The sequence below is a fragment of the Caulobacter sp. FV2ye17ST genome (assembly GCF_058680955.1).
This window is the reverse complement of sequence record NZ_CM178727.1, coordinates 3,184,541-3,201,363: the sequence shown is the minus strand read 5'-3', so window position 1 is coordinate 3,201,363 and position 16,823 is coordinate 3,184,541. Positions and strand designations below refer to the sequence as shown.

Annotated in this window: 17 protein-coding genes; 9 read left to right on the top strand and 8 right to left on the bottom strand. The window is 68.5% G+C overall.

What is annotated here, in order from left to right; all coding sequences use genetic code 11:
- Positions 1–146: 146 nt before the first annotated feature.
- Together ACW17V_RS15350 and ACW17V_RS15345 are read left to right on the top strand one after the other, a co-directional pair.
- Positions 147–2,312 carry a sensor histidine kinase gene (locus ACW17V_RS15350; protein ID WP_492105924.1) on the top strand — a complete coding sequence of 722 codons (2,166 nt, stop codon included), beginning with the start codon at positions 147–149 and terminating at the stop codon, positions 2,310–2,312.
- Positions 2,309–2,977 carry a response regulator gene (locus ACW17V_RS15345; RefSeq protein ID WP_492105923.1) on the top strand — a complete coding sequence of 223 codons (669 nt, stop codon included), beginning with the start codon at positions 2,309–2,311 and terminating at the stop codon, positions 2,975–2,977. The genes ACW17V_RS15350 and ACW17V_RS15345 overlap by 4 nt, the downstream gene beginning before the upstream one ends.
- Before the next feature lie 21 nt (positions 2,978–2,998).
- Here the strand turns inward: ACW17V_RS15345 and ACW17V_RS15340 are convergent, their stop codons facing one another.
- Complete coding sequence (locus ACW17V_RS15340) at positions 2,999–3,130, bottom strand: hypothetical protein (protein ID WP_492105922.1); 132 nt, start codon at positions 3,128–3,130, stop codon at positions 2,999–3,001.
- A 266-nt stretch (positions 3,131–3,396) separates the two neighbouring features.
- Here ACW17V_RS15340 and ACW17V_RS15335 point away from each other — a divergent pair, with 266 nt between their 5' ends.
- Positions 3,397–3,894 (top strand): FKBP-type peptidyl-prolyl cis-trans isomerase, encoded by a 498-nt coding sequence (locus ACW17V_RS15335; protein ID WP_492105921.1) that lies wholly within the window; start codon positions 3,397–3,399, stop codon positions 3,892–3,894.
- Positions 3,895–4,012: 118 nt separating this feature from the next.
- On the opposite strand, the gene rutA is transcribed toward ACW17V_RS15335, so the two are convergent.
- The 4 genes from rutA to rutB all read right to left on the bottom strand — a co-directional run bounded on the left by rutA (position 4,013) and on the right by rutB (position 7,393).
- Positions 4,013–5,074: a pyrimidine utilization protein A gene (rutA, locus tag ACW17V_RS15330; protein WP_492105920.1), complete on the bottom strand. Its 1,062-nt coding sequence runs from the start codon at positions 5,072–5,074 to the stop codon at positions 4,013–4,015.
- 239 nt (positions 5,075–5,313) lie between these two features.
- The gene (rutD, locus tag ACW17V_RS15325; RefSeq protein ID WP_492108812.1) at positions 5,314–6,123 is read right to left on the bottom strand and encodes a pyrimidine utilization protein D; all 810 of its coding nucleotides are present in this window, start codon (positions 6,121–6,123) and stop codon (positions 5,314–5,316) included.
- A complete protein-coding gene (gene rutC / locus ACW17V_RS15320; protein ID WP_492105919.1) occupies positions 6,120–6,509 on the bottom strand; it encodes a pyrimidine utilization protein C in 390 nt (129 codons plus the stop codon). The genes rutD and rutC overlap by 4 nt, the downstream gene beginning before the upstream one ends.
- 161 nt (positions 6,510–6,670) lie before the next feature.
- Positions 6,671–7,393: a pyrimidine utilization protein B gene (rutB, locus tag ACW17V_RS15315; protein WP_492105918.1), complete on the bottom strand. Its 723-nt coding sequence runs from the start codon at positions 7,391–7,393 to the stop codon at positions 6,671–6,673.
- Between the two features lie 140 nt (positions 7,394–7,533).
- On the opposite strand from rutB, the gene rutR reads away from it, so the two are divergent.
- Both rutR and ACW17V_RS15305 read left to right on the top strand, forming a co-directional pair.
- Complete coding sequence (gene rutR / locus ACW17V_RS15310) at positions 7,534–8,319, top strand: HTH-type transcriptional regulator RutR (RefSeq protein WP_492105917.1); 786 nt, start codon at positions 7,534–7,536, stop codon at positions 8,317–8,319.
- A 7-nt stretch (positions 8,320–8,326) separates the two neighbouring features.
- Complete coding sequence (locus ACW17V_RS15305; RefSeq protein WP_492105916.1) at positions 8,327–9,211, top strand: oxygenase MpaB family protein; 885 nt, start codon at positions 8,327–8,329, stop codon at positions 9,209–9,211.
- 10 nt (positions 9,212–9,221) lie between these two features.
- Here the strand turns inward: ACW17V_RS15305 and ACW17V_RS15300 are convergent, their stop codons facing one another.
- Together ACW17V_RS15300 and pbpC are read right to left on the bottom strand one after the other, a co-directional pair.
- Positions 9,222–9,989: an SDR family NAD(P)-dependent oxidoreductase gene (locus ACW17V_RS15300; protein WP_492105915.1), complete on the bottom strand. Its 768-nt coding sequence runs from the start codon at positions 9,987–9,989 to the stop codon at positions 9,222–9,224.
- A 76-nt stretch (positions 9,990–10,065) separates the two neighbouring features.
- The gene (pbpC, locus tag ACW17V_RS15295) at positions 10,066–12,234 is read right to left on the bottom strand and encodes a multimodular transpeptidase-transglycosylase PbpC (RefSeq protein WP_492105914.1); all 2,169 of its coding nucleotides are present in this window, start codon (positions 12,232–12,234) and stop codon (positions 10,066–10,068) included.
- 54 nt (positions 12,235–12,288) lie between these two features.
- Between pbpC and ACW17V_RS15290 the strand changes: the two genes are divergently transcribed.
- Complete coding sequence (locus ACW17V_RS15290; protein ID WP_492105913.1) at positions 12,289–12,777, top strand: YcgN family cysteine cluster protein; 489 nt, start codon at positions 12,289–12,291, stop codon at positions 12,775–12,777.
- A 475-nt stretch (positions 12,778–13,252) separates the two neighbouring features.
- Here ACW17V_RS15290 and ACW17V_RS15285 read toward each other — a convergent pair whose 3' ends face one another.
- The gene (locus ACW17V_RS15285) at positions 13,253–13,489 is read right to left on the bottom strand and encodes a DUF7660 family protein (protein WP_492105912.1); all 237 of its coding nucleotides are present in this window, start codon (positions 13,487–13,489) and stop codon (positions 13,253–13,255) included.
- Between the two features lie 441 nt (positions 13,490–13,930).
- Between ACW17V_RS15285 and ACW17V_RS15280 the strand changes: the two genes are divergently transcribed.
- From ACW17V_RS15280 to ACW17V_RS15270, 3 genes are all read left to right on the top strand, one after another.
- Positions 13,931–14,377: a hypothetical protein gene (locus ACW17V_RS15280; RefSeq protein WP_492105911.1), complete on the top strand. Its 447-nt coding sequence runs from the start codon at positions 13,931–13,933 to the stop codon at positions 14,375–14,377.
- Positions 14,265–15,512: a DNA-packaging protein gene (locus tag ACW17V_RS15275; protein ID WP_492105910.1), complete on the top strand. Its 1,248-nt coding sequence runs from the start codon at positions 14,265–14,267 to the stop codon at positions 15,510–15,512. The genes ACW17V_RS15280 and ACW17V_RS15275 overlap by 113 nt, the downstream gene beginning before the upstream one ends.
- Positions 15,513–15,666: 154 nt before the next feature.
- Positions 15,667–16,812, top strand: coding sequence for a phage portal protein (locus ACW17V_RS15270; protein ID WP_492105909.1), 1,146 nt, complete (start codon positions 15,667–15,669; stop codon positions 16,810–16,812).
- Positions 16,813–16,823: the final 11 nt, after the last annotated feature.

The window sequence follows — 16,823 nt, the reverse complement described above, 5'->3', positions numbered from 1 at the left end:
TCTTCACAAACTTCGGGATCGTTCCACGATAGCGCAGTGCGGCCCGCGTAAACCCCCTGAACAGGGGTGGTGGAACGGCGTTCTTCAGGTGGACGGCGGCATCCCGATACCTCTAGACTCCTGTCCGTTCGGCGGGGCCACGGCGTATGCGGGTTTCATCTCCCAGCACCCTTCTGCTGGGGGTGGTGTTCTTCTGTATCGCGGCGGCGCTGGCGGCGATCAGCCTGGCGACCGCGCCCGCCTGGCTGGGACTGGACGCCCGCGCGCCCGAGGCGTCCGGGCCACTGGTGGTGCGCCATCTGGACGCCGGAGGGCCCGCCGCCGTCGCGGGGATCAGGCGTGGAGAACGCCTGGTCGCCGTGGTCGCCCCGGACGGCCGCCAGACGCCCCTGACCGGCGACATGTTCGATGAGGACGACGGGGCGACCCAGGCGGCCGCCAAGGCGGGCATGCGCCGCCACGACATCGCCGCCGAGGCCCAGAAGGCTCGCCCCCTGCGCCTGAAGGTCCAGGATGCGGCGGGCGCGACGCGCGTGGTCACCCTGGACGATCGCCCAAGGCCGCTGTCGACCCTGGGACCGGAGTTCTGGGCCAACCTGTCGTTTGGCCTGATCGCCGTCCTGATCTGCGGCTGGGTGTGGGCGCTGCGGCCGATGGAGCTGGCCACCCAGCTCTTCGCCCTGACCGGCCTGTCGATGCTAGCCTTCACCTTTGGCTGGGCGGTGCATGCGACCCAGGAACTGGCCATGGACACCGCCCTGCTGGGGCCGGTGCTGTGGCTGAACATGGCCGGCGCCGTGGCCTATGGCGGGGCGATGATCGCCTTCTTCCTGTGTTATCCCAAGCGCCTGGCGCCGGCTCCGGCCCTGCTGCTGATGGCGCCCGGCGCGGTGGTCCTTTGGATGGCCCTGCCGCTGCTGCCGGCCAATCCCAGCCTGTCCGGCATGGGCCAGGGCTTCACCGTCGTGGAGATGGCCCTGATCATCGTGGCCATCGGCGTCCAGGCCTTCGCCAGCCGCCGGGATCCGGCCGCCATGGCCGCCACCCGCTGGCTGGGCCTGTCGGTGATCATCGGGGCCGGCGCGTTCATCGCCTCGGTGGCCGCGCCCAGCATGGTCGGGCGCGAGCCGCTGATCGACCCGCGCTTCGCGCTGGGCTTCTTCGTGATCATCTATGTCGGAATGGCCGTGGGCCTGCGCCGCCACAGGCTGTTCGAGCTGGACCAGTGGGCGTTCCGGATCCTGTTCTATCTCGGCGCCGGTATCGCCCTGCTGGCGCTGGACGCCGTGCTGCTGACGGTGCTGCGCTACAGCGCCCAGGCCTCGCTGGGGGCGGCCCTGCTGATCGTGGCCTTCGCCTATCTGCCGTTCCGCGACGTGCTGTGGCGGCGCACCGTGGCTCGCCGCACCATGAAGGACCACGAGATGTTCGCCGCCGTCGCCCAGGTGGCCCTGACCCATCAGGCTGACGCGCGCGAGGCGGCCTGGCGCGACCTGCTGGCCAGGATCTATGAGCCGCTGGAGGTGACGACCTCGTCCCTGGTCGCCGACCGGGCCGTGATCGTCGACGAGGGCGTGGCGCTCAGCCTGCCGCCCGCCGCCGGCGCGCCCGCCCTGCTGCTGCGCTTTCCGGCCCGGGGCAGGGGCCTGTTCGGCACGGCCCAGGCGCAGCTGGCCGATCAGCTTGTCGGCCTGCTGGCCCAGATCGAACAGGGCCGCGACGCCTATGCCCGGGGCGTGGTCGAGGAGCGCCTGCGCATCGCCCGCGACCTGCACGACGACGTCGGCGCGCGGCTGCTGTCGGGCCTGCACCGCCAGGAGCTGAACCAGACCCACGAAGCCATGCGCGGCGCCATCGGCGACCTGCGGGCCATTGTCTCGGGCCTGTCGGGCCACGAACTGCCGCTGGACGAGGTGCTGGCCGATCTGCGCCACGAGACCGCCGAGCGTCTGGCCGCCGCCGGTCTGGCCCTGGACTGGCCGGCGCCCGAGCTGGACGAACCCAGCCAGCCCGCCCCCTACCGGGTCTACAAGAACCTGACCTCGGCCTGCCGCGAGGTGATCTCCAACGCCATTCGCCACGCGGGCGCCGGCCAGGTCGCCGTGACCGTCCGGCATACGAAAGAGCGCCTGGACATGACCATCAGCGACGACGGCGTCGGAATGCCCCGCGAGCCGGGCGGACGCCGCAGCGGCCTGGCCAATCTGGAGCGGCGTCTGGGCGAGATCGGCGGGGTGGTCGAGTTTCCAGAGGTCGCCCGGGGCGCGGCGGTGCGGCTGAGCGTGCCGCTGGACGGCGGGGCGCTCGCATGACAACCGCCCCCACGACCGCGCTCGTCATGGAAGATCAGGCCGAGACCCGGCAGCATCTGCTGTCGGCCCTGGTCGCGGCCTTTCCGGGCATCGATGCGCGGGGCGCGGGCGACCTGCGCACGGCCCGCGACCTGCTGGACCCGGTGGCCGGTCCGCCCTGGACGCCCGACCTGGCCCTGGTGGATCTGGTCCTGCCCGACGGCAGCGGCATCGACCTGCTGCGCCAGATCGCCGAGCGTCCGGGCGACACCCGGGCGGTGGTGGTGACCATCTATGCCGACGACAACCATCTGTTCGACGCCATCGCCGCCGGGGCCTGCGGCTATCTGCTGAAAGACATGGGGGGCGACGACCTGGTGCGATACCTGCACCGTCTGGAGGCGGGCGAGACGCCGCTGTCGCCGGCCATCGCCCGCCGCATGCTGGGCTATTTCCGCGACAAGCCTCGCGTGCTGGAAAGTCTCGAGCCCGCCGCCGCCCTGACCCCGCGCGAGACCGAGGTCCTGCGCCTGATCGGCCGGGGCCTTCGCTCGGGCGAGGCGGCCAGGGTGATGGGCGTGGCCGAGCAGACCGTGGCCGGCTACGTCAAGGCGATCTACCGCAAGCTCAATATCTGCTCGCGCGCGGAGGCGGCGCTGGAAGCGGCGCGGCGCGGGCTGGTGTGAAAAGGTCTGAAAGCCCGAAGGCTAGATGTTCAGCTGATAAACGCCGGCCATCATGACCGCCCCGATCATCACCCAGCCAGCGGCCAGGGCGAACATCGGATAGCGCTGCCACCAGTGGCGTTGGGCGGCGCAGGCGCCGGTGTGTCTGGGCATGTGTACCTCCCCTTTTTTGCCATGGTTGGCCGGGCTGAACAGAGACCGTGACCTAAAACGGTTCTTAATGCTTGGTTAATAGCGGTCACATTCTCGACAAGTGGTCGTGAAATGACGTTGAACGCGTTCAGTGAACTCGCCGAATTGGCGAATTTTCGCATCAACCTATTGATCTATATGGATTTTCTATATAGCAAAAAGGTTGCGTCCTTGGGGGAAGCCCCTAGTCTGTCGTTCCGAAAAAAGATTCTTGGTCAGGACCCCGAATGCTTCGTTTTGCCTGTTTGACCCTTGGTTTGACTCTGGCCGTGGGCGGAATGGCCTGCGCCCAGACGGCCGCAGCGACGCCGCCCGCCGGCGTGACGGCCGCCCCGACGGCCGGTCAGGCCTTCCTGGCGACCAACGCCAAGGCGCCCGGAGTGGTCGTTCTGCCGTCGGGCCTGCAGTACAAGATCCTGACCTCGGGCCCCAAGACCGGCCCGTCGCCCAAGCTCGGCGACATCATCAAGGTGCACTACGAAGGCAAGCTGCTGGACGGCACGGTGTTCGACAGCTCGTTCGAGCGCAAGCAGTCGGCGATCATGCCGCTGGACGGCCTGGTCCAGGCCTGGCTGGAGGCCCTGCCGATGATGAAGGTCGGCGACGAGTGGGTGCTCTATGTGCCGCCCGAGCTGGGCTATGGCGACCGCGATGTCGGGCCGATCCCCGCCGGCAGCGTGATGACGTTCCGGCTGCAGCTGCTGGGCATGCTGGCGGTGGATTGATCCAATCTCCCTTCCCCCTTGATGGGGGAAGGGCCGGGGATGGGGGTGACGCGGCGGTTCAACCGGCAAGCGCCCTATCACCCCCACCCAACCCTCCCCCATCCGCCGACGGGAGGGCTTATTTTTGCCGGCTCTTCATCAGCGGCTGGATCTTCGTCCCGAAGTTCTCCACCCCCTCGACGAAGTCATCGAAGGTCAGCAGCACTCCGGCCGTGCCCGGCACCGCGGCCACCTCGTCCAGCATCCGCGCCACGCTTTCATAGGACCCCACCAGGGTGCCCATGTTGAGGTTCACCGCCGACTCCGGGGCGGCCAGCTGGGCGGTGTTGGTGGTCGCGCCGGCCGCCGCATTGGGCGCCGCCTGCTGGGTCAGCCAGGCCAGGGCCTCCTGGTCCGCGCCGTCGCGATAGAGCTGCCACTTGGCCATGGCCTTCTCGTCGGTCTCGTCGGCGATGATCATGAACAGGATGAAGCTGGCCACGTCGCGGCCGGTCTTGTCGGCGGCGGCCTTCAGGCGGTCATTGACCGAGCCGAAGGCCGTGGGCGTGTTGGTGCCCTTGCCCAGGGCGAAGCTGTAGTCGGCATATTGCGCCGTGAAGGCTAGGCCCTCGTTGGATGAGCCGGCGCAGATCAGCTTGGTTTCCTTCGGATGCGGGCTGACCCGGCAGTCGTCCATCTGGAAGTACTTGCCCTTGAAGTCGCTGACGCCCGTCTCCAGCAGGTCCTTCAGCACGGTCGTGTATTCGGCCAGGTAGTTGTAGCGGTCGGTATAGTGCGCCTCGCCCGGCCACAGGCCCATCTGGCTGTATTCGGCCTTCTGCCAGCCGGTCACCAGGTTCAGGCCGAAACGCCCTGGGGCGATGGAGTCGATGGTCGAGGCCATCCGCGCGGCGATGGCTGGCGGGATGGTCAGGGTGGCCACGGTGGCGAAGATCTTGATCTTCGTGGTCACGGCCGCCAGGCCCGCCATCAGGGTGAAGCTCTCGAGATTGTGCTCCCAGAACTCCGTCTTCCCGCCAAAGCCGCGCAGCTTGATCATCGAGAGCGCGAAGTCGAAGCCGTACGTCTCGGCCTTCTGGGTGATGGTCTTGTTCAGCTCGAAGCTGGGCCTGTACTGCGGCGAGGTCTCCGAGATGAGCCAGCCGTTGTTGCCGATGGGGATGAAGACGCCGACCTGCATGGGGGTGTGTCCTGTTCTAGATTTGTTGGTCGCGGGTTAGGCGCGAAAGGTTGTGTGTCCGCTGGCGCCGGACGCCCCCTCCGTCACGATGCGTATTCGCATCGCGCCACCTCCCCCGCTTCGCGGGGCAGGAGGGTTCAGCCGCTCTTCTCCTGCCCCGTAGCGAAGCGTGCGGGGGAGGTGGCGCGGCGCCGATAGGCGACGTGACGGAGGGGGCGTCGGGCGTTTGACAAGCCCGCTCATTCCCCCTCCAGAAACTGGATCATCGCCGTATTGAACGTCTCCGGATCAGTCACCGTAAACCCGTGCCCGCCCCAGGGGGCGACCTCCAGCTGGCCATTCGGCAAACCCTCGGCAAGGCGCATCGAGCAGCCCACCGGCACCAGCATGTCGTCGGCGCTGGCGCTGACCAGAACCGGATGCGCGATCTCGCCCAGACGGTGGTCGATGTCGAACGCCAGCAGGGCCCGGATGCGGGCCAGCACTACGTCCTTCGGCGGGAAGCTGGCGACGTGGTGCGGCTCTTCGGCCTGCAGCCGGTCATGGTTCTCCGACAGCCAACTGGCTGGATAGAGGAAGATCGGCTGGGCGTGGACATAGGCCTGCACCCCGCTGTCGTTCAGCAGGTGGATCCGGGTGTCGAAGCAGCGCTGGATATGCGGATCGGGTCGCGACCAGCCGTTGACCACCACCAGCTTGGCCAGCCGATCGGGGTGCGACAGCGCCATCGCCAGCCCTGCGTTGCCGCCAGCCGCGTGGCCGACGACATGGGCGCGGGCCAGGCCCAGGGCGTCCATCACCTTGACGATGTCGTCGGCCATGGCCTGCACCGAGTGCGGGTCGGTCAGTTCCCGGACACTGCGGCCCGTGCCGCGATGGTCATAGAGCACCACCGGGAACTTCGCCGTCAGGGCCGCCATCTGCGGCGCCCAGAACGCGCCCGAGCCGCCCAGGCCTGACGACAGGATCACCGCCGTGCGGCCGGCCACGGGGCCGCCGTGCAGTTCGTAGTGCAGGCCGTCGACGGTCCCCGAGGTCATGCGACTTATCGCTTGCCGATATGGGCGACGCTGGCGATCTCGACCAGGAAGTCGGGCCGCACCAGGCCGCACTGGATGCAGTAGCGGGCCGGCTTCTCGCCCGGGAAGTACTCGGCATAGACCTTGTTGATGGTCGCGTAATTGGCCCAGTCGGTCAGGAAGATGTGGTTCATGGTCACGTCGTCCATCGTCCCGCCGGCCGTTTCGATCACCGACTTGATGGTCTCCAGCACCTGCCGCGTCTGGCCCTCGGCGTCGCCGACATGGGCGACATTATTGTCCTTGTCGAAGGCCAGGGTGCCCGAGACATAGACGACGCCGTCGGCCAGCGTGCCGGGCGAGAACGGGGCGATCGGCGTGCCCGTGCCGGGCGGGGTGATGACGGTCTTGGGCATTTTCCGTGTCCTCTTGCTCTTTAAAATCCGCTCTTCCCGGCGAAGGCCGGGACCCAGATTCATCCTGGGCCTTTGGGGTGTTCGCGCCTTGCGGCCTGTCCGTCGTTTCAAGCTCTCGTGGGTTCGATCTGGGCCCCGGCCTTCGCCGGGGAGAGCGGAGGTTATGCGGACGGCGCCAGCTGTCCGAACGCGCCCTTGAAATCCGCCGTCGTCGAGACCCAGCCGAAGAAGGTCTCGATGTTGAACAGCGCCGCCTTCTGCACGAAATCCGGGCCGGCCTGATGGGTGGCGTCCTCCAGCACCGTGCCGAAATATTCCAGCATGAAGCCGTCCCTCAGGGTCGACTCCACGCAGACGTTGGTGGCGATGCCGACGAACACCAGGTGGCGGATGCCGCGCGCCCGCAAAACGCTATCCAGCTGGCTGTTGAAGAAGCCGGAATAGCGCGTCTTGTGCAGGCGGATGTCGCCGGGCTCGGGTGTCAGGGCGTCGATCAGCTCATAGTCCCACTGGCCGCGCGCCAGCAGCTTGCCCTGCAGCTCGGGCCGGGCGCGCATGGTCTTCAGGGCGTTGGACTTCCACCAGTTGGGCGAGCCGGGGCCGCCAGCCTCCACATACTGGTCGTCCCAGCCGTTCTGGAAAAAGATCACCTGCATGCCGGCCGCGCGGGCCACGGGCAGGATGCCGGCGATCTGCTCGATCACGGCCGCCGCGCCGCTGATGTCGAACCCGGCCAGATCCAGATAGCCGCCCGGCGAGGCATAGGCGTTCTGCATGTCGATGACGATCACGGCGGTGGTCTTGGGATCCACCGGGATCGGCTCGGGCCGGGCCGGCAGCATGACCGCATCGGGTGACAGGGGAAGAATGCCCGCTGAGCTCATGCGCCGGTTCCCTTCTGACAAGGTCGCGTTTGCAGCCGCGCCCTTGTGGTTTGCAGGAGGCATGGAATACCATCCCGCGTAACAGTGCAATCCGAACCATTCGGTCCATGTTTGACCAAATGGTCCAGGTTCGAGATGCGATGACCGACCCGTCCGCCAAGACCGTCAAGCCCGCGCGCCGGGCCGCTCCCCGCTCGGCCGCTCCGGCGGCCTCGGGCGCCCGCAAGCTGGTCAAGGCCGCCCAATCCCTGGGCGGCGCGACGGGGGTGGGGGCTATGGATAACTTGCCCGACCCTGTGGATAATCCTCCCGCCGGTCGCCGCGCCCAGGCCGGCGAGGCCCGACGGGGCCGGATCCTCAAGCAGGCCCTGGGCGTCTTCGCCCGCCAGGGGCCGGACGGGGCCAGCCTGGAGGCCATCGCCCGGGCGGCGGGGCTCTCCAAGGCCAATCTGCTGTACTATTACCCCTCCAAGGACGCCCTCTATCTGGCGGTGCTGGAGCAGGGTCTGGCCCTTTGGCTGCAGCCCTTTGGCCGGTTCACCGCCCAGGATGACCCGCTGGACGCCATCGGCGCCCTGATCGTCCTGAAGCTGGAGATGAGCCGCGATCATCCGGAGGTCTCGCGCCTGTTCGCCCTGGAGATGCTGCGCGGCGCCCCCCTGCTGAAGCCGGTTCTGGCCGGTCCCCTGAAGGCGGTGTTCGAGGCCAAGTGCGCGGTGATCGCCGGCTGGGTGGCCCAGGGCAGGCTGGCGCCGGTCGAGCCGGCCCACCTGATCTTCTCGATCTGGGCCATCACCCAGCACTATGCCGACTTCGCCGTCCAGGTGCGGGCCCTGACCGGCAAGGGCCTGTCGGACAAGGCCTTTATGGACGAGACCGCCGCCGCCGTGACCGCCCTGGTGCTGGGCGGGCTGCAGCCGCGTTAGGTCAGGCATGAGCCTTCTGTCGCGCGCCATCGAAGACCTGATCCAGACCCCCGGCGGGCCGCGCGTGGACTTCACCGCCCCGGCCGGCGAGCCTGCTCTTGCGGCGCCGGACTCGGTGTCGTGGCGGGTGTTCAAGAACCCTGTCGCCCTGTTCGTCGGCGGGGTGACGGCGGTGATCCTGGAGCTGGCCGAGCCCCGGGTGCGCTCGGGCGTCTGGGAGCATTCGACTTTCCGCACCGACCCGCTGGGACGGCTGAAACGCACCGGTCTGGCGGCCATGGTCACGGTCTATGGCGCGCGGTCGACAGCCGAGGCGATGATCGCCGGGGTCGGCCGCCAGCATGCGCGGGTCAGCGGCCGGACGCCGGACGGCCAGGCCTATCGGGCTGACGATGTCGAGCTGCTGAACTGGGTGCAGGCCACCGCCAGTTTCGGCTTTCTGGAAGCCTACAGCGCCCTGGTCTCGCCCTTGAGCGCCGCCGAAAAGGACCGGTTCTATGCCGAGGCCCAGCCTGCCGCGCGGCTCTATGGCGCGACCGGCGCGCCGACCTCGCGGGCGGCCTGGGAGCGCCAGCTGGCGGCCATGCTGCCGCGACTGGAGGCCTCGGACATCGTGCTGGAGTTCCTGACCCTGATGCGGGAGACCAGGATCGCGCCGGGGCCGGTCAGTCTGCTGCAACGCCCGCTGATCCGGGCGGCGGTGGGGCTGGTCCCCGCGCAGGTGCGGCAGGTGCTGGGTCTGGGGCCGGCGTGGCTGCCGAGGCCGCTGGAACTGCCGATGATCCGGCTGGCGGCGGGTTTGGCGGACCGCGTTCCTTTGACCGGCGCGCCGCCTTTTGACGCCTGCCTGCGGATGGGTTTGCCGGGGGATTGGCTGTACCGGAAGCGCTGAACGCGCCCTCCTACAGCGACTGCCCGTCATCCACCGTGAACACCCCGCCGGTGATGGTGGCCGAGGCGTCGGCGCACAGGTGCAGGGCCATGGGGGCGAGATCGCTTTCGGCCATCAGGCGCTTGCGGGGGAAGCTGGCGATCAGCCTCGTCCCGCCCTCCTGGTCGAACCAGTCGCTGTTGATCTCTGTGCGGATATAGCCGGGGCACAGGACGTTGACGTTGATCCCCTTGCGGGCCCACTCGCGGGCCAGGCTCTTGCCCATCATCGCCGTGCCGGCCTTGGACGTGCAGTAGGCCGTCAGGCCGGGCAGCACGGTGTGGGCGGCGATCGAGGCGACCAGCAGCACCCGGCCGCGCCCGCTGGCCGGCGAGCCCGCCGCGATCATCCGCCGGGCCCCTTCGCGGGCGGTCAGGAACATGCCCCTGGTATTGACCGCCAGCACCTTGTCGAAGTCGTCGATGGCGATGTCGAGGGCCGAGCCCTGGGCGCTGATCCCGGCATTGGCGATCACCGCGTCCGGGGTTCCCAGGCCCGCCTCGACGGCGTCATAGGCGGCGATCACCGAGGCTTCGCTCTCGACGTCCATGGCCACGGCCAGGGCCTTGCCGCCGGCCGCCTGGATCTGGTCGACCAGCTCCGCCAGGCGGTCGGTGCGCCGCGCCGCCAGGGCTACCCTGGCCCCCGCCTGCGCGGCCGCCAGGGCCAGATGCGCGCCGATGCCGGACGAGGCGCCCGTGACCAGCACGGTGCGGCCGGAAAGGGTCTGGTCGGTCATGGTCTGGTCTCCCCGAAGTGTGGCCGGGGAAGGTGGCGGTGGCCGGACTGGATGTCGAGGGCGCCGTTGCGTCGCCCTAGTAGGGCAGGTCCTCGGGTCCCGGCTGGGCCGGTCCGGGCGGCGGATTGGCGACCGCTTCCAGCTCCGAGGCCACGCGGCCGAACTCGGCCGCCAGGGTCTCGTAATAGCCGTTGCGGGGGTCGGGCTCGCTCAGGGGCGCGGGATCGGGCAGCAGCCAGTCGAAGTCGCGGATGGCCAGGTTCTCGTGCGCGGTCATCATGAACCGCCGCCAGATGCTGGCCGGAATATCGCCGCCGACCACCTTGTTCATCGGCTTGTCGTTGTCGTTGCCGACCCAGACGCCGGTGACATAGTCGGGGGTGAAGCCCACGAACCAGGCGTCGCGCCAGTTCTGGCTGGTGCCGGTCTTGCCGGCCGCCGGGCGGCCAAAGGCGGCGCGCTTGGCGGTGCCTTCGGTGACGACCTTCTTCATCATCTTGACCATCATCGAGGCCCTGGCCAGGTCATAGACGGCCAGCGGCGTCCCCGCCGGCTGGCGGGCGAAGACGGGCGCCCCGCCCTGGGTGACGATGCTCTCGATCACATAGGGCTCGATGCGGTTTCCGCCCTGCTGGAACACCTGGAAGCCCGAGGTCAGCTGCAGCAGGTTGACCTCATACGAGCCCAGCGCCACCGACAGGTCGGGGCTGGGCGGCAGGGTGGTGATGCCAAAGCGCCGGACCAGCTCGCCGATCGCCGGACCGCCGGCTTCCTGGCCCAGTTTCACGGCGATGGTGTTGGTGGAATTGACCAGGGCCTGTTCCACGGTCATCGGGCCGCGATAGCCGCCGCCGTAGTTTTCCGGAGCCCAGTCGCCGAACTTCACCGGCCCGTCGATGCGGATGTCGGTGGGCAGCACGCCCTTGTCCAGGGCGGCGGCGTAGATGAACGGCTTGAAGGTCGAGCCCGGCTGGCGACGCGCCTGGACCGCCCGGTTGAAGGGGCTTTCGATATAGTCGGCGCCGCCCACCATGGCCCGCACGGCGCCGTCGGCCGACAGCGACAGCAGGGCCGCCTGGCCGGCGCCGGCCCGCTCGCCGTCGAAGGCGATGGCCTGGCGCACGGTCTCGGAACCCAGCTTCTGCAGCAGGGGATCGATGGTCAGGCGTACGACCAGGTCGGGCGCGTTCTGGCCGGCGATCCGCACGGCCTCGCTGGTGGCGTAGTCCAGCACCCAGCCGTAATTGCCCTCGTCCTGTACGGCCAGGGGCGACAGGCGCGGGGTGTCGTCCAGCGCCCGGCTTTCCTGCTCGGCGGTGATCCAGCCCTCTTTGCGCATATTGGCCAGGACCAGCCGCGAGCGGGCGAGCGCCCCGCTCATGTCGCGGGTCAGGGCCAGGCGCGAGGGCGCCTTGGGCAGCGAGGCCAGCAGGGCGGCTTCCGACAGGGTCAGCTGGCTGGCCGGCTTGCCGAAATAGGTGCGGCTGGCCCCGTCGACGCCAAAGGTGTTGGCCCCGAAGAACACCCGGTTGAGGTACAGCTCCAGCACCTCGTCCTTGGTCAGCACCTTCTCCAGCTCGCGGGCCATGACCATTTCCTGCAGCTTGCGCTTCAGGGTGCGGTCGGGGGTCAGGAACAGGCCCTTGGCCAGCTGCTGGCTGAGGGTCGAGGCGCCCTGAACCGTGCGCTTGGCCTTGAAGTTCACCAGGGCGGCGCGGGCGATGCCCTGCAGGTCGATCGGCCCGTGCTTGTAGAACCGGCGGTCCTCGGCGGCCATGAAGGCCAGGGGCACATAGTTGGGTACGGTGGCCAGGGTGATGCGCTGGCCATAGCGCGGACCGCGGGTGGCGATCACCTGGCCGTTCTTGTCCTCGAAGCGGATGCCCGGGGCGCGGTTGACGGCGAACAGGGCCTCGCGGGTCGGCAGCTTTGGCGTGTCGCGCAGATATTTCCACCACACATAGCCGGCCCCGGCGCCCACGGTCAGAACACCCAGCAGCACCCCGACCAGCAGGGTCTTCCACACCCAGCCGTAGCGGCGGGCCTTTTTGCGGGCCTTCTGGTGGTTCAGATCGGCGCGGAACGGCTGTTCAGGCTCGGGCTGAGGCTCGGGCGCGGGCTCGAACGGATCCTCGTTGGGTGGGGGCGGCGGAGGCGGCGGCGACGCGCCAAACGACGCCTCCGGCTTCTGCGGGGGGCGGGCGCCATCTTCGAAACGGTACGGGGGAAGCGTCCAGTCGTTCACGGTTTCGATACGGCCCTGTTTGGTCTCAGCCTAGTTTCGGTTTAGGACGCGCGCATGATGGTGCGCAAACCTTTCTGGGAGACGAAGTCCCTCCAGCAGATGACCGTCCCCGAGTGGGAGAGTCTATGCGACGGCTGCGGGCTTTGCTGCCTGGTTCGCTTCGAAGACGAAGATACCGGCGAGGTCATCCCCACGCGTGTGCACTGCCAGCTGTTTGATGAGCACCGCTGCAGCTGCAAGGACTATGCGAACCGCCGCAAGACGGTGCCCGACTGCATCAAGCTGACCCCGTACAATATCGAGGAGCTGGAGTGGATGCCCCCCTCCTGCGCCTACCGCCGCCTGCACGAGGGCAAGACCCTGCCCGACTGGCATCCGCTGGTGACGGGCGACCCCGACAGCACCCACAAGCAGGGCATTTCGGTGCGCGACCAGACCGTCAGCGAGCTGTCCTTCGAGCACCCCGAGGACGCCATGGACTTCGTGGCCACCGACCTGATGGTGGATCGCGGGGACGAGTTTTACGAGCCGGAGGAGGGGTGAGGGCTCCTTCTCCCCTTGTGGGAGAAGGTGGCGCGCAGCGCCGGATGAGGGGTTGAAAGCCCTGTCGGAAAGGCCCGTGCGACCCCTCACCCGACCCGCTTTCGCGGGCCACCCTCTCCCGCAAGGGGAGAGGGAAGGCGCGAGCCTCAAAAGTTATCCACAGGCTTTCGCTCCGTCAGGCGCCCGGCGCGTAAGCCAGGATGGGGTTGGCTAAGCCTCAACCGCCTTTTTGAGGATCTCGTTGACCTTGCTCTGCCAGCCCGGGCCGCTTTCGCTTGGTGTAGGTCCCTGTCGCTGGACGCACAACCTGGTCGCAGATCTTGAGCTCGGCCTTCTGGAAATCTTCAGCGCGCCATTCCGGAGCGTCATCCGGATCGGTCCAGCTGGTGTTCAAATCTTTTCCGTTCCTTGGCATGTCAATCTCTCATTGAAATGATACGGCGTGCTTCGCCACGACCCGTGAGCGGCTCGGGCCCTATTCGTAAACTCTGGCGGCCAGGAGCACCGTCGCCAGTAGTCGCCACGGGTTTTTGGCCGCATCGCTACCGGTGTTTTTGACGTATCCTTCAAAATCCGAGGAAAATCGGGCCAGGGCCTCAAGATAGTCGCCGAGCTTGTCGTTCTCCCACTCGCCTCGGCGTTTTTTGTAATTTTGATACAAGAGGTCCGCAAAACGGCAGAAGTCTTCTCTCGTTTGGATGGTGCTGGCCATCTTTGCTAGGGCCTCTCCATCTAAATCCGCGCTTGACCGCCAACCAAACATTCAACCCCCACAGTGATCGCTATCGTCTGAGATGTAGCTATGGCTAGTCCACTAGCTTAGGCAATGCTTGCTTACGACCCATGGCCGCATCTGGTGTGGGGCGAGTCCAATATACCTTTCCGTCATTCCCGCCCTTGTGGCGGGAACTCCTCTGTCCGTCGCAGGTGCAGGAGGGGCGAAGTGCGCGCGCACTTCGCTGGCGCTTCACGTGCGGGCTGAAACATAGGTTCCCGCCACAAGGGCGGGAATGACGGTCAGTTTGGCCCGACCACGGGGATAAGCTGCCCTCTATCCTCTGCGTTCAGCGAATAGAATCCAGCGAAATCAATAGCTTGTAACTTTATCGTACCTCTGGATCAGAGGCGCCCGCTGGTCCCGTATCTTTGTGTCATGGCCCATAGAAGCGAAGAGATCGAAGCCGCCCTTGCCTATGTGCAGGACCTGGTCACCGCCTACTATGTCGAGGCGGCCGTGGCGGCCTGTGAGACCACCACGAGCGACCCACCCGCCGCTCGCCTGAAGACCGCCGAGCAGATGGCGCGCGCCGGTCGAGCCCTGAAACTGTTCCGCGAGACCGGACGACGCGCGGTGGCGGCGATCGCCGCCCTGCCGTCGCGCACAGTCTCGTCGGATCCCGAGGAGCCCCCGATGAATGACCGATCCGAATGGACATCCGAACGTATCGCCGAGCTTCATGCCGAGGTCCGCCGACGCATGGCTAAGCTTGTCGCCTCCCGAGACGTTAAACACGTGGCTGGAGACGGCGCCGCCGGAACTGGTCGCGGCGTGCCTCCCCGGCCTTCGTCCGACGGAACGCCATCAGCGCCCGCCGAATGACCCCTGGTCGGCCTGGCTGTTCCTGGGCGGACGCGGGGCGGGCAAGACCTTTGCCGGGGCCAGCTGGGTAGCCGAGCTGATCGGCCAGCCGCTGAGCATCGCCCTGGTCGGCCCCACTTTTCATGATGTGCGCGAGGTGATGATCGAGGGGCCTTCGGGCCTGAGGGCGCTCTCGCCCCTCGATGATCGGCCCCGCTGGGAAGCCACCCGCAAACGACTGGTGTGGAACAGCGGCGCCGTCGCCTACGCCTTCTCGGCGGAAGACCCCGACAGCCTGCGCGGCCCGCAGTTCCACGCCGCCTGGGCCGACGAGTTCTGCGCCTGGCCCAAGCCGGCCGAAACCCTGGCCATGCTGCGGTTTGGCCTTCGCCTCGGCGAGGATCCGAGGCTGGTGGTCACCACCACGCCCCGACCGATCCGGGCGCTCAAGACCCTGATCGCCGAACCCGGCGTCGCGGTCACCCGGGCCGGCACTGCGGCCAATGCCGACAACCTGGCGCCGGCGTTCCTGTCCACCCTGGAGGCGCTCTATGGCGGCACCCGGCTGGCGGCCCAGGAGCTGGACGGCGTCATCGTCGAGGACGAGGGCGGCCTGTTCCGCGCCGAAGACCTGGCCCGCTGCCGGGGCGCCGCGCCGCCGGCCTTCGACCGGGTGGTGGTGGCGGTCGATCCGCCGGCCACGGCCACGGGCGACGCCTGCGGCATCGTGGTGGTGGGCAAGCGCGACGGCCGCGCCTTCGTGCTGGCCGACCGCTCGGCCAAGGGCCTGTCGCCCAACGGCTGGGCCCGGCGGGCGGTGGCGGCGGCGCATGACTTTCGCGCCCACGCCCTGGTGGCCGAGGCCAACCAGGGCGGCGACATGGTCCGCGCGGTCCTGGCCCAGGCCGATCCGCCCTGCGCGGTCAAACTGGTCCGCGCCTCGCTGGGCAAACGCGCCCGGGCAGAGCCGGTGGCGGCGCTCTACGAGCAGGGGCGGGTGGTTCACTGCGGGGCCTTTCCGGCGCTGGAGGAGGAGCTGATGGGGCTGGGGGCCGGGGATCTTGGGCACAGTCCGGACCGGGCGGATGCGCTGGTCTGGGCGGTGAGTGAGCTGATGCTGGGGGTGGGGCGTAGTCCTCGCCTTCGAACGCTTTGAACCCTTCCCCCTTGATGGGGGAAGGGCAGGGATGGGGGTGACTGCGGCGCTTGCCGCGTCCTCCATCGCGACGATTTCCACCTTCGGCTGAACGCTTCGCGTTCACCCCCATCCCCAGCCCTTCCCCCATCAAGGGGGAAGGGAGGAGAAAGTCATGTTCCCACGTTTCAAACCTCGCCCGCCCGAGGTGAAAGACTCCCGCGCCGCCCGGCTGATCGCCCTGACCACCGGCGGGCGGCCGCAGTGGACGCCGCGCGACTACGCGGCTCTGGCGTCCGAAGGCTTCGCGAAAAACCCCGTCGTCTATCGCTGCGTGCGGATGATCGCCGAGGCCGCCGCCGCCACGCCTTTGATCGTGTTCCACGGCGGTCAGCGCGCCCCCGACCACCCGTTGCAGGCGCTGCTGCGCAAGCCCAATCCAGAGCAGGGCGGCCCCGACCTGATGGAGGCGTTCTTCGGAAACCTGCAGACGGCCGGCAACGCCTATCTGGAAGCGGCCGGGGAGGGCGAGGCGCCCGGCGAGCTTTACGCCCTGCGCCCGGACCGCATGACCCTGGTGCCCGGACCGCGCGGCTGGCCGCTGGCCTATGACTATCAGGCCGGCGGGCGCACGGTGCGGATCGGCCGCGACGCCGACGGCTGGCTGCCGGTGCTGCACCTGAAGCTGTTCAATCCCACCAGCGACCACTACGGCCTGTCGCCGCTGGAGGCGGCCGCCTTCGCCATCGATGTGCACAACGCCTCCAGCGCCTGGAACAAGGCCCTGCTGGACAATTCGGCCCGGCCGTCCGGGGCGCTGGTCTATTCCAACCGCGAGGCTGGCGACCGGCTCTCCGACGAGCAGTTCGACCGGCTGAAGGCCGAGCTGTCCTCGGTCCATTCGGGGCCCGACAACGCCGGCCGGCCGCTGCTGCTGGAGGGCGGCCTCGACTGGCGGGCCATGTCGCTGAGCCCGGCCGAGATGGACTTCACCGACGGCAAGCACGCCGCCGCCCGCGAGATCGCCCTGGCCTTTGGCGTGCCGCCCCAGCTGCTGGGCATCCCCGGCGACGCCACCTACGCCAACTATCGCGAAGCCAACGCCGCCCTCTGGCGCCACACGGTGGTGCCGCTGGTCGAGCGGGCGGCGCGGGCCATGACGGCCTGGCTGGCGGTCAAGTTCCCCGATGCCCGCATCGCGCCGGACCTCGACGCCGTGCCGGCCCTGTCGGCCGAACGCGACGCGCTTTGGGCGCGGCTCGACGCCGCCAGCTTCCTGACGCCGGAGGAGCGGCGACGGCTGGCGGGGCTGGAGGGATAAGCCCTTCCCGT

Coding starts and splice junctions, on each gene's coding strand:
- ACW17V_RS15340 (WP_492105922.1), bottom strand. CDS start 3,130: ATGCCCAGACACACCGGCGCCTGCGCCGCCCAACGCCACTGGTGGCAG.
- ACW17V_RS15270 (WP_492105909.1), top strand. CDS start 15,667: ATGTTCCCACGTTTCAAACCTCGCCCGCCCGAGGTGAAAGACTCCCGC.
- ACW17V_RS15300 (WP_492105915.1), bottom strand. CDS start 9,989: ATGACCGACCAGACCCTTTCCGGCCGCACCGTGCTGGTCACGGGCGCC.
- rutB (WP_492105918.1), bottom strand. CDS start 7,393: ATGAGCTCAGCGGGCATTCTTCCCCTGTCACCCGATGCGGTCATGCTG.
- ACW17V_RS15345 (WP_492105923.1), top strand. CDS start 2,309: ATGACAACCGCCCCCACGACCGCGCTCGTCATGGAAGATCAGGCCGAG.
- rutR (WP_492105917.1), top strand. CDS start 7,534: ATGACCGACCCGTCCGCCAAGACCGTCAAGCCCGCGCGCCGGGCCGCT.
- ACW17V_RS15305 (WP_492105916.1), top strand. CDS start 8,327: ATGAGCCTTCTGTCGCGCGCCATCGAAGACCTGATCCAGACCCCCGGC.
- ACW17V_RS15335 (WP_492105921.1), top strand. CDS start 3,397: ATGCTTCGTTTTGCCTGTTTGACCCTTGGTTTGACTCTGGCCGTGGGC.
- ACW17V_RS15290 (WP_492105913.1), top strand. CDS start 12,289: ATGATGGTGCGCAAACCTTTCTGGGAGACGAAGTCCCTCCAGCAGATG.
- ACW17V_RS15285 (WP_492105912.1), bottom strand. CDS start 13,489: ATGGCCAGCACCATCCAAACGAGAGAAGACTTCTGCCGTTTTGCGGAC.
- ACW17V_RS15350 (WP_492105924.1), top strand. CDS start 147: ATGCGGGTTTCATCTCCCAGCACCCTTCTGCTGGGGGTGGTGTTCTTC.
- rutA (WP_492105920.1), bottom strand. CDS start 5,074: ATGCAGGTCGGCGTCTTCATCCCCATCGGCAACAACGGCTGGCTCATC.
- rutC (WP_492105919.1), bottom strand. CDS start 6,509: ATGCCCAAGACCGTCATCACCCCGCCCGGCACGGGCACGCCGATCGCC.
- ACW17V_RS15280 (WP_492105911.1), top strand. CDS start 13,931: ATGGCCCATAGAAGCGAAGAGATCGAAGCCGCCCTTGCCTATGTGCAG.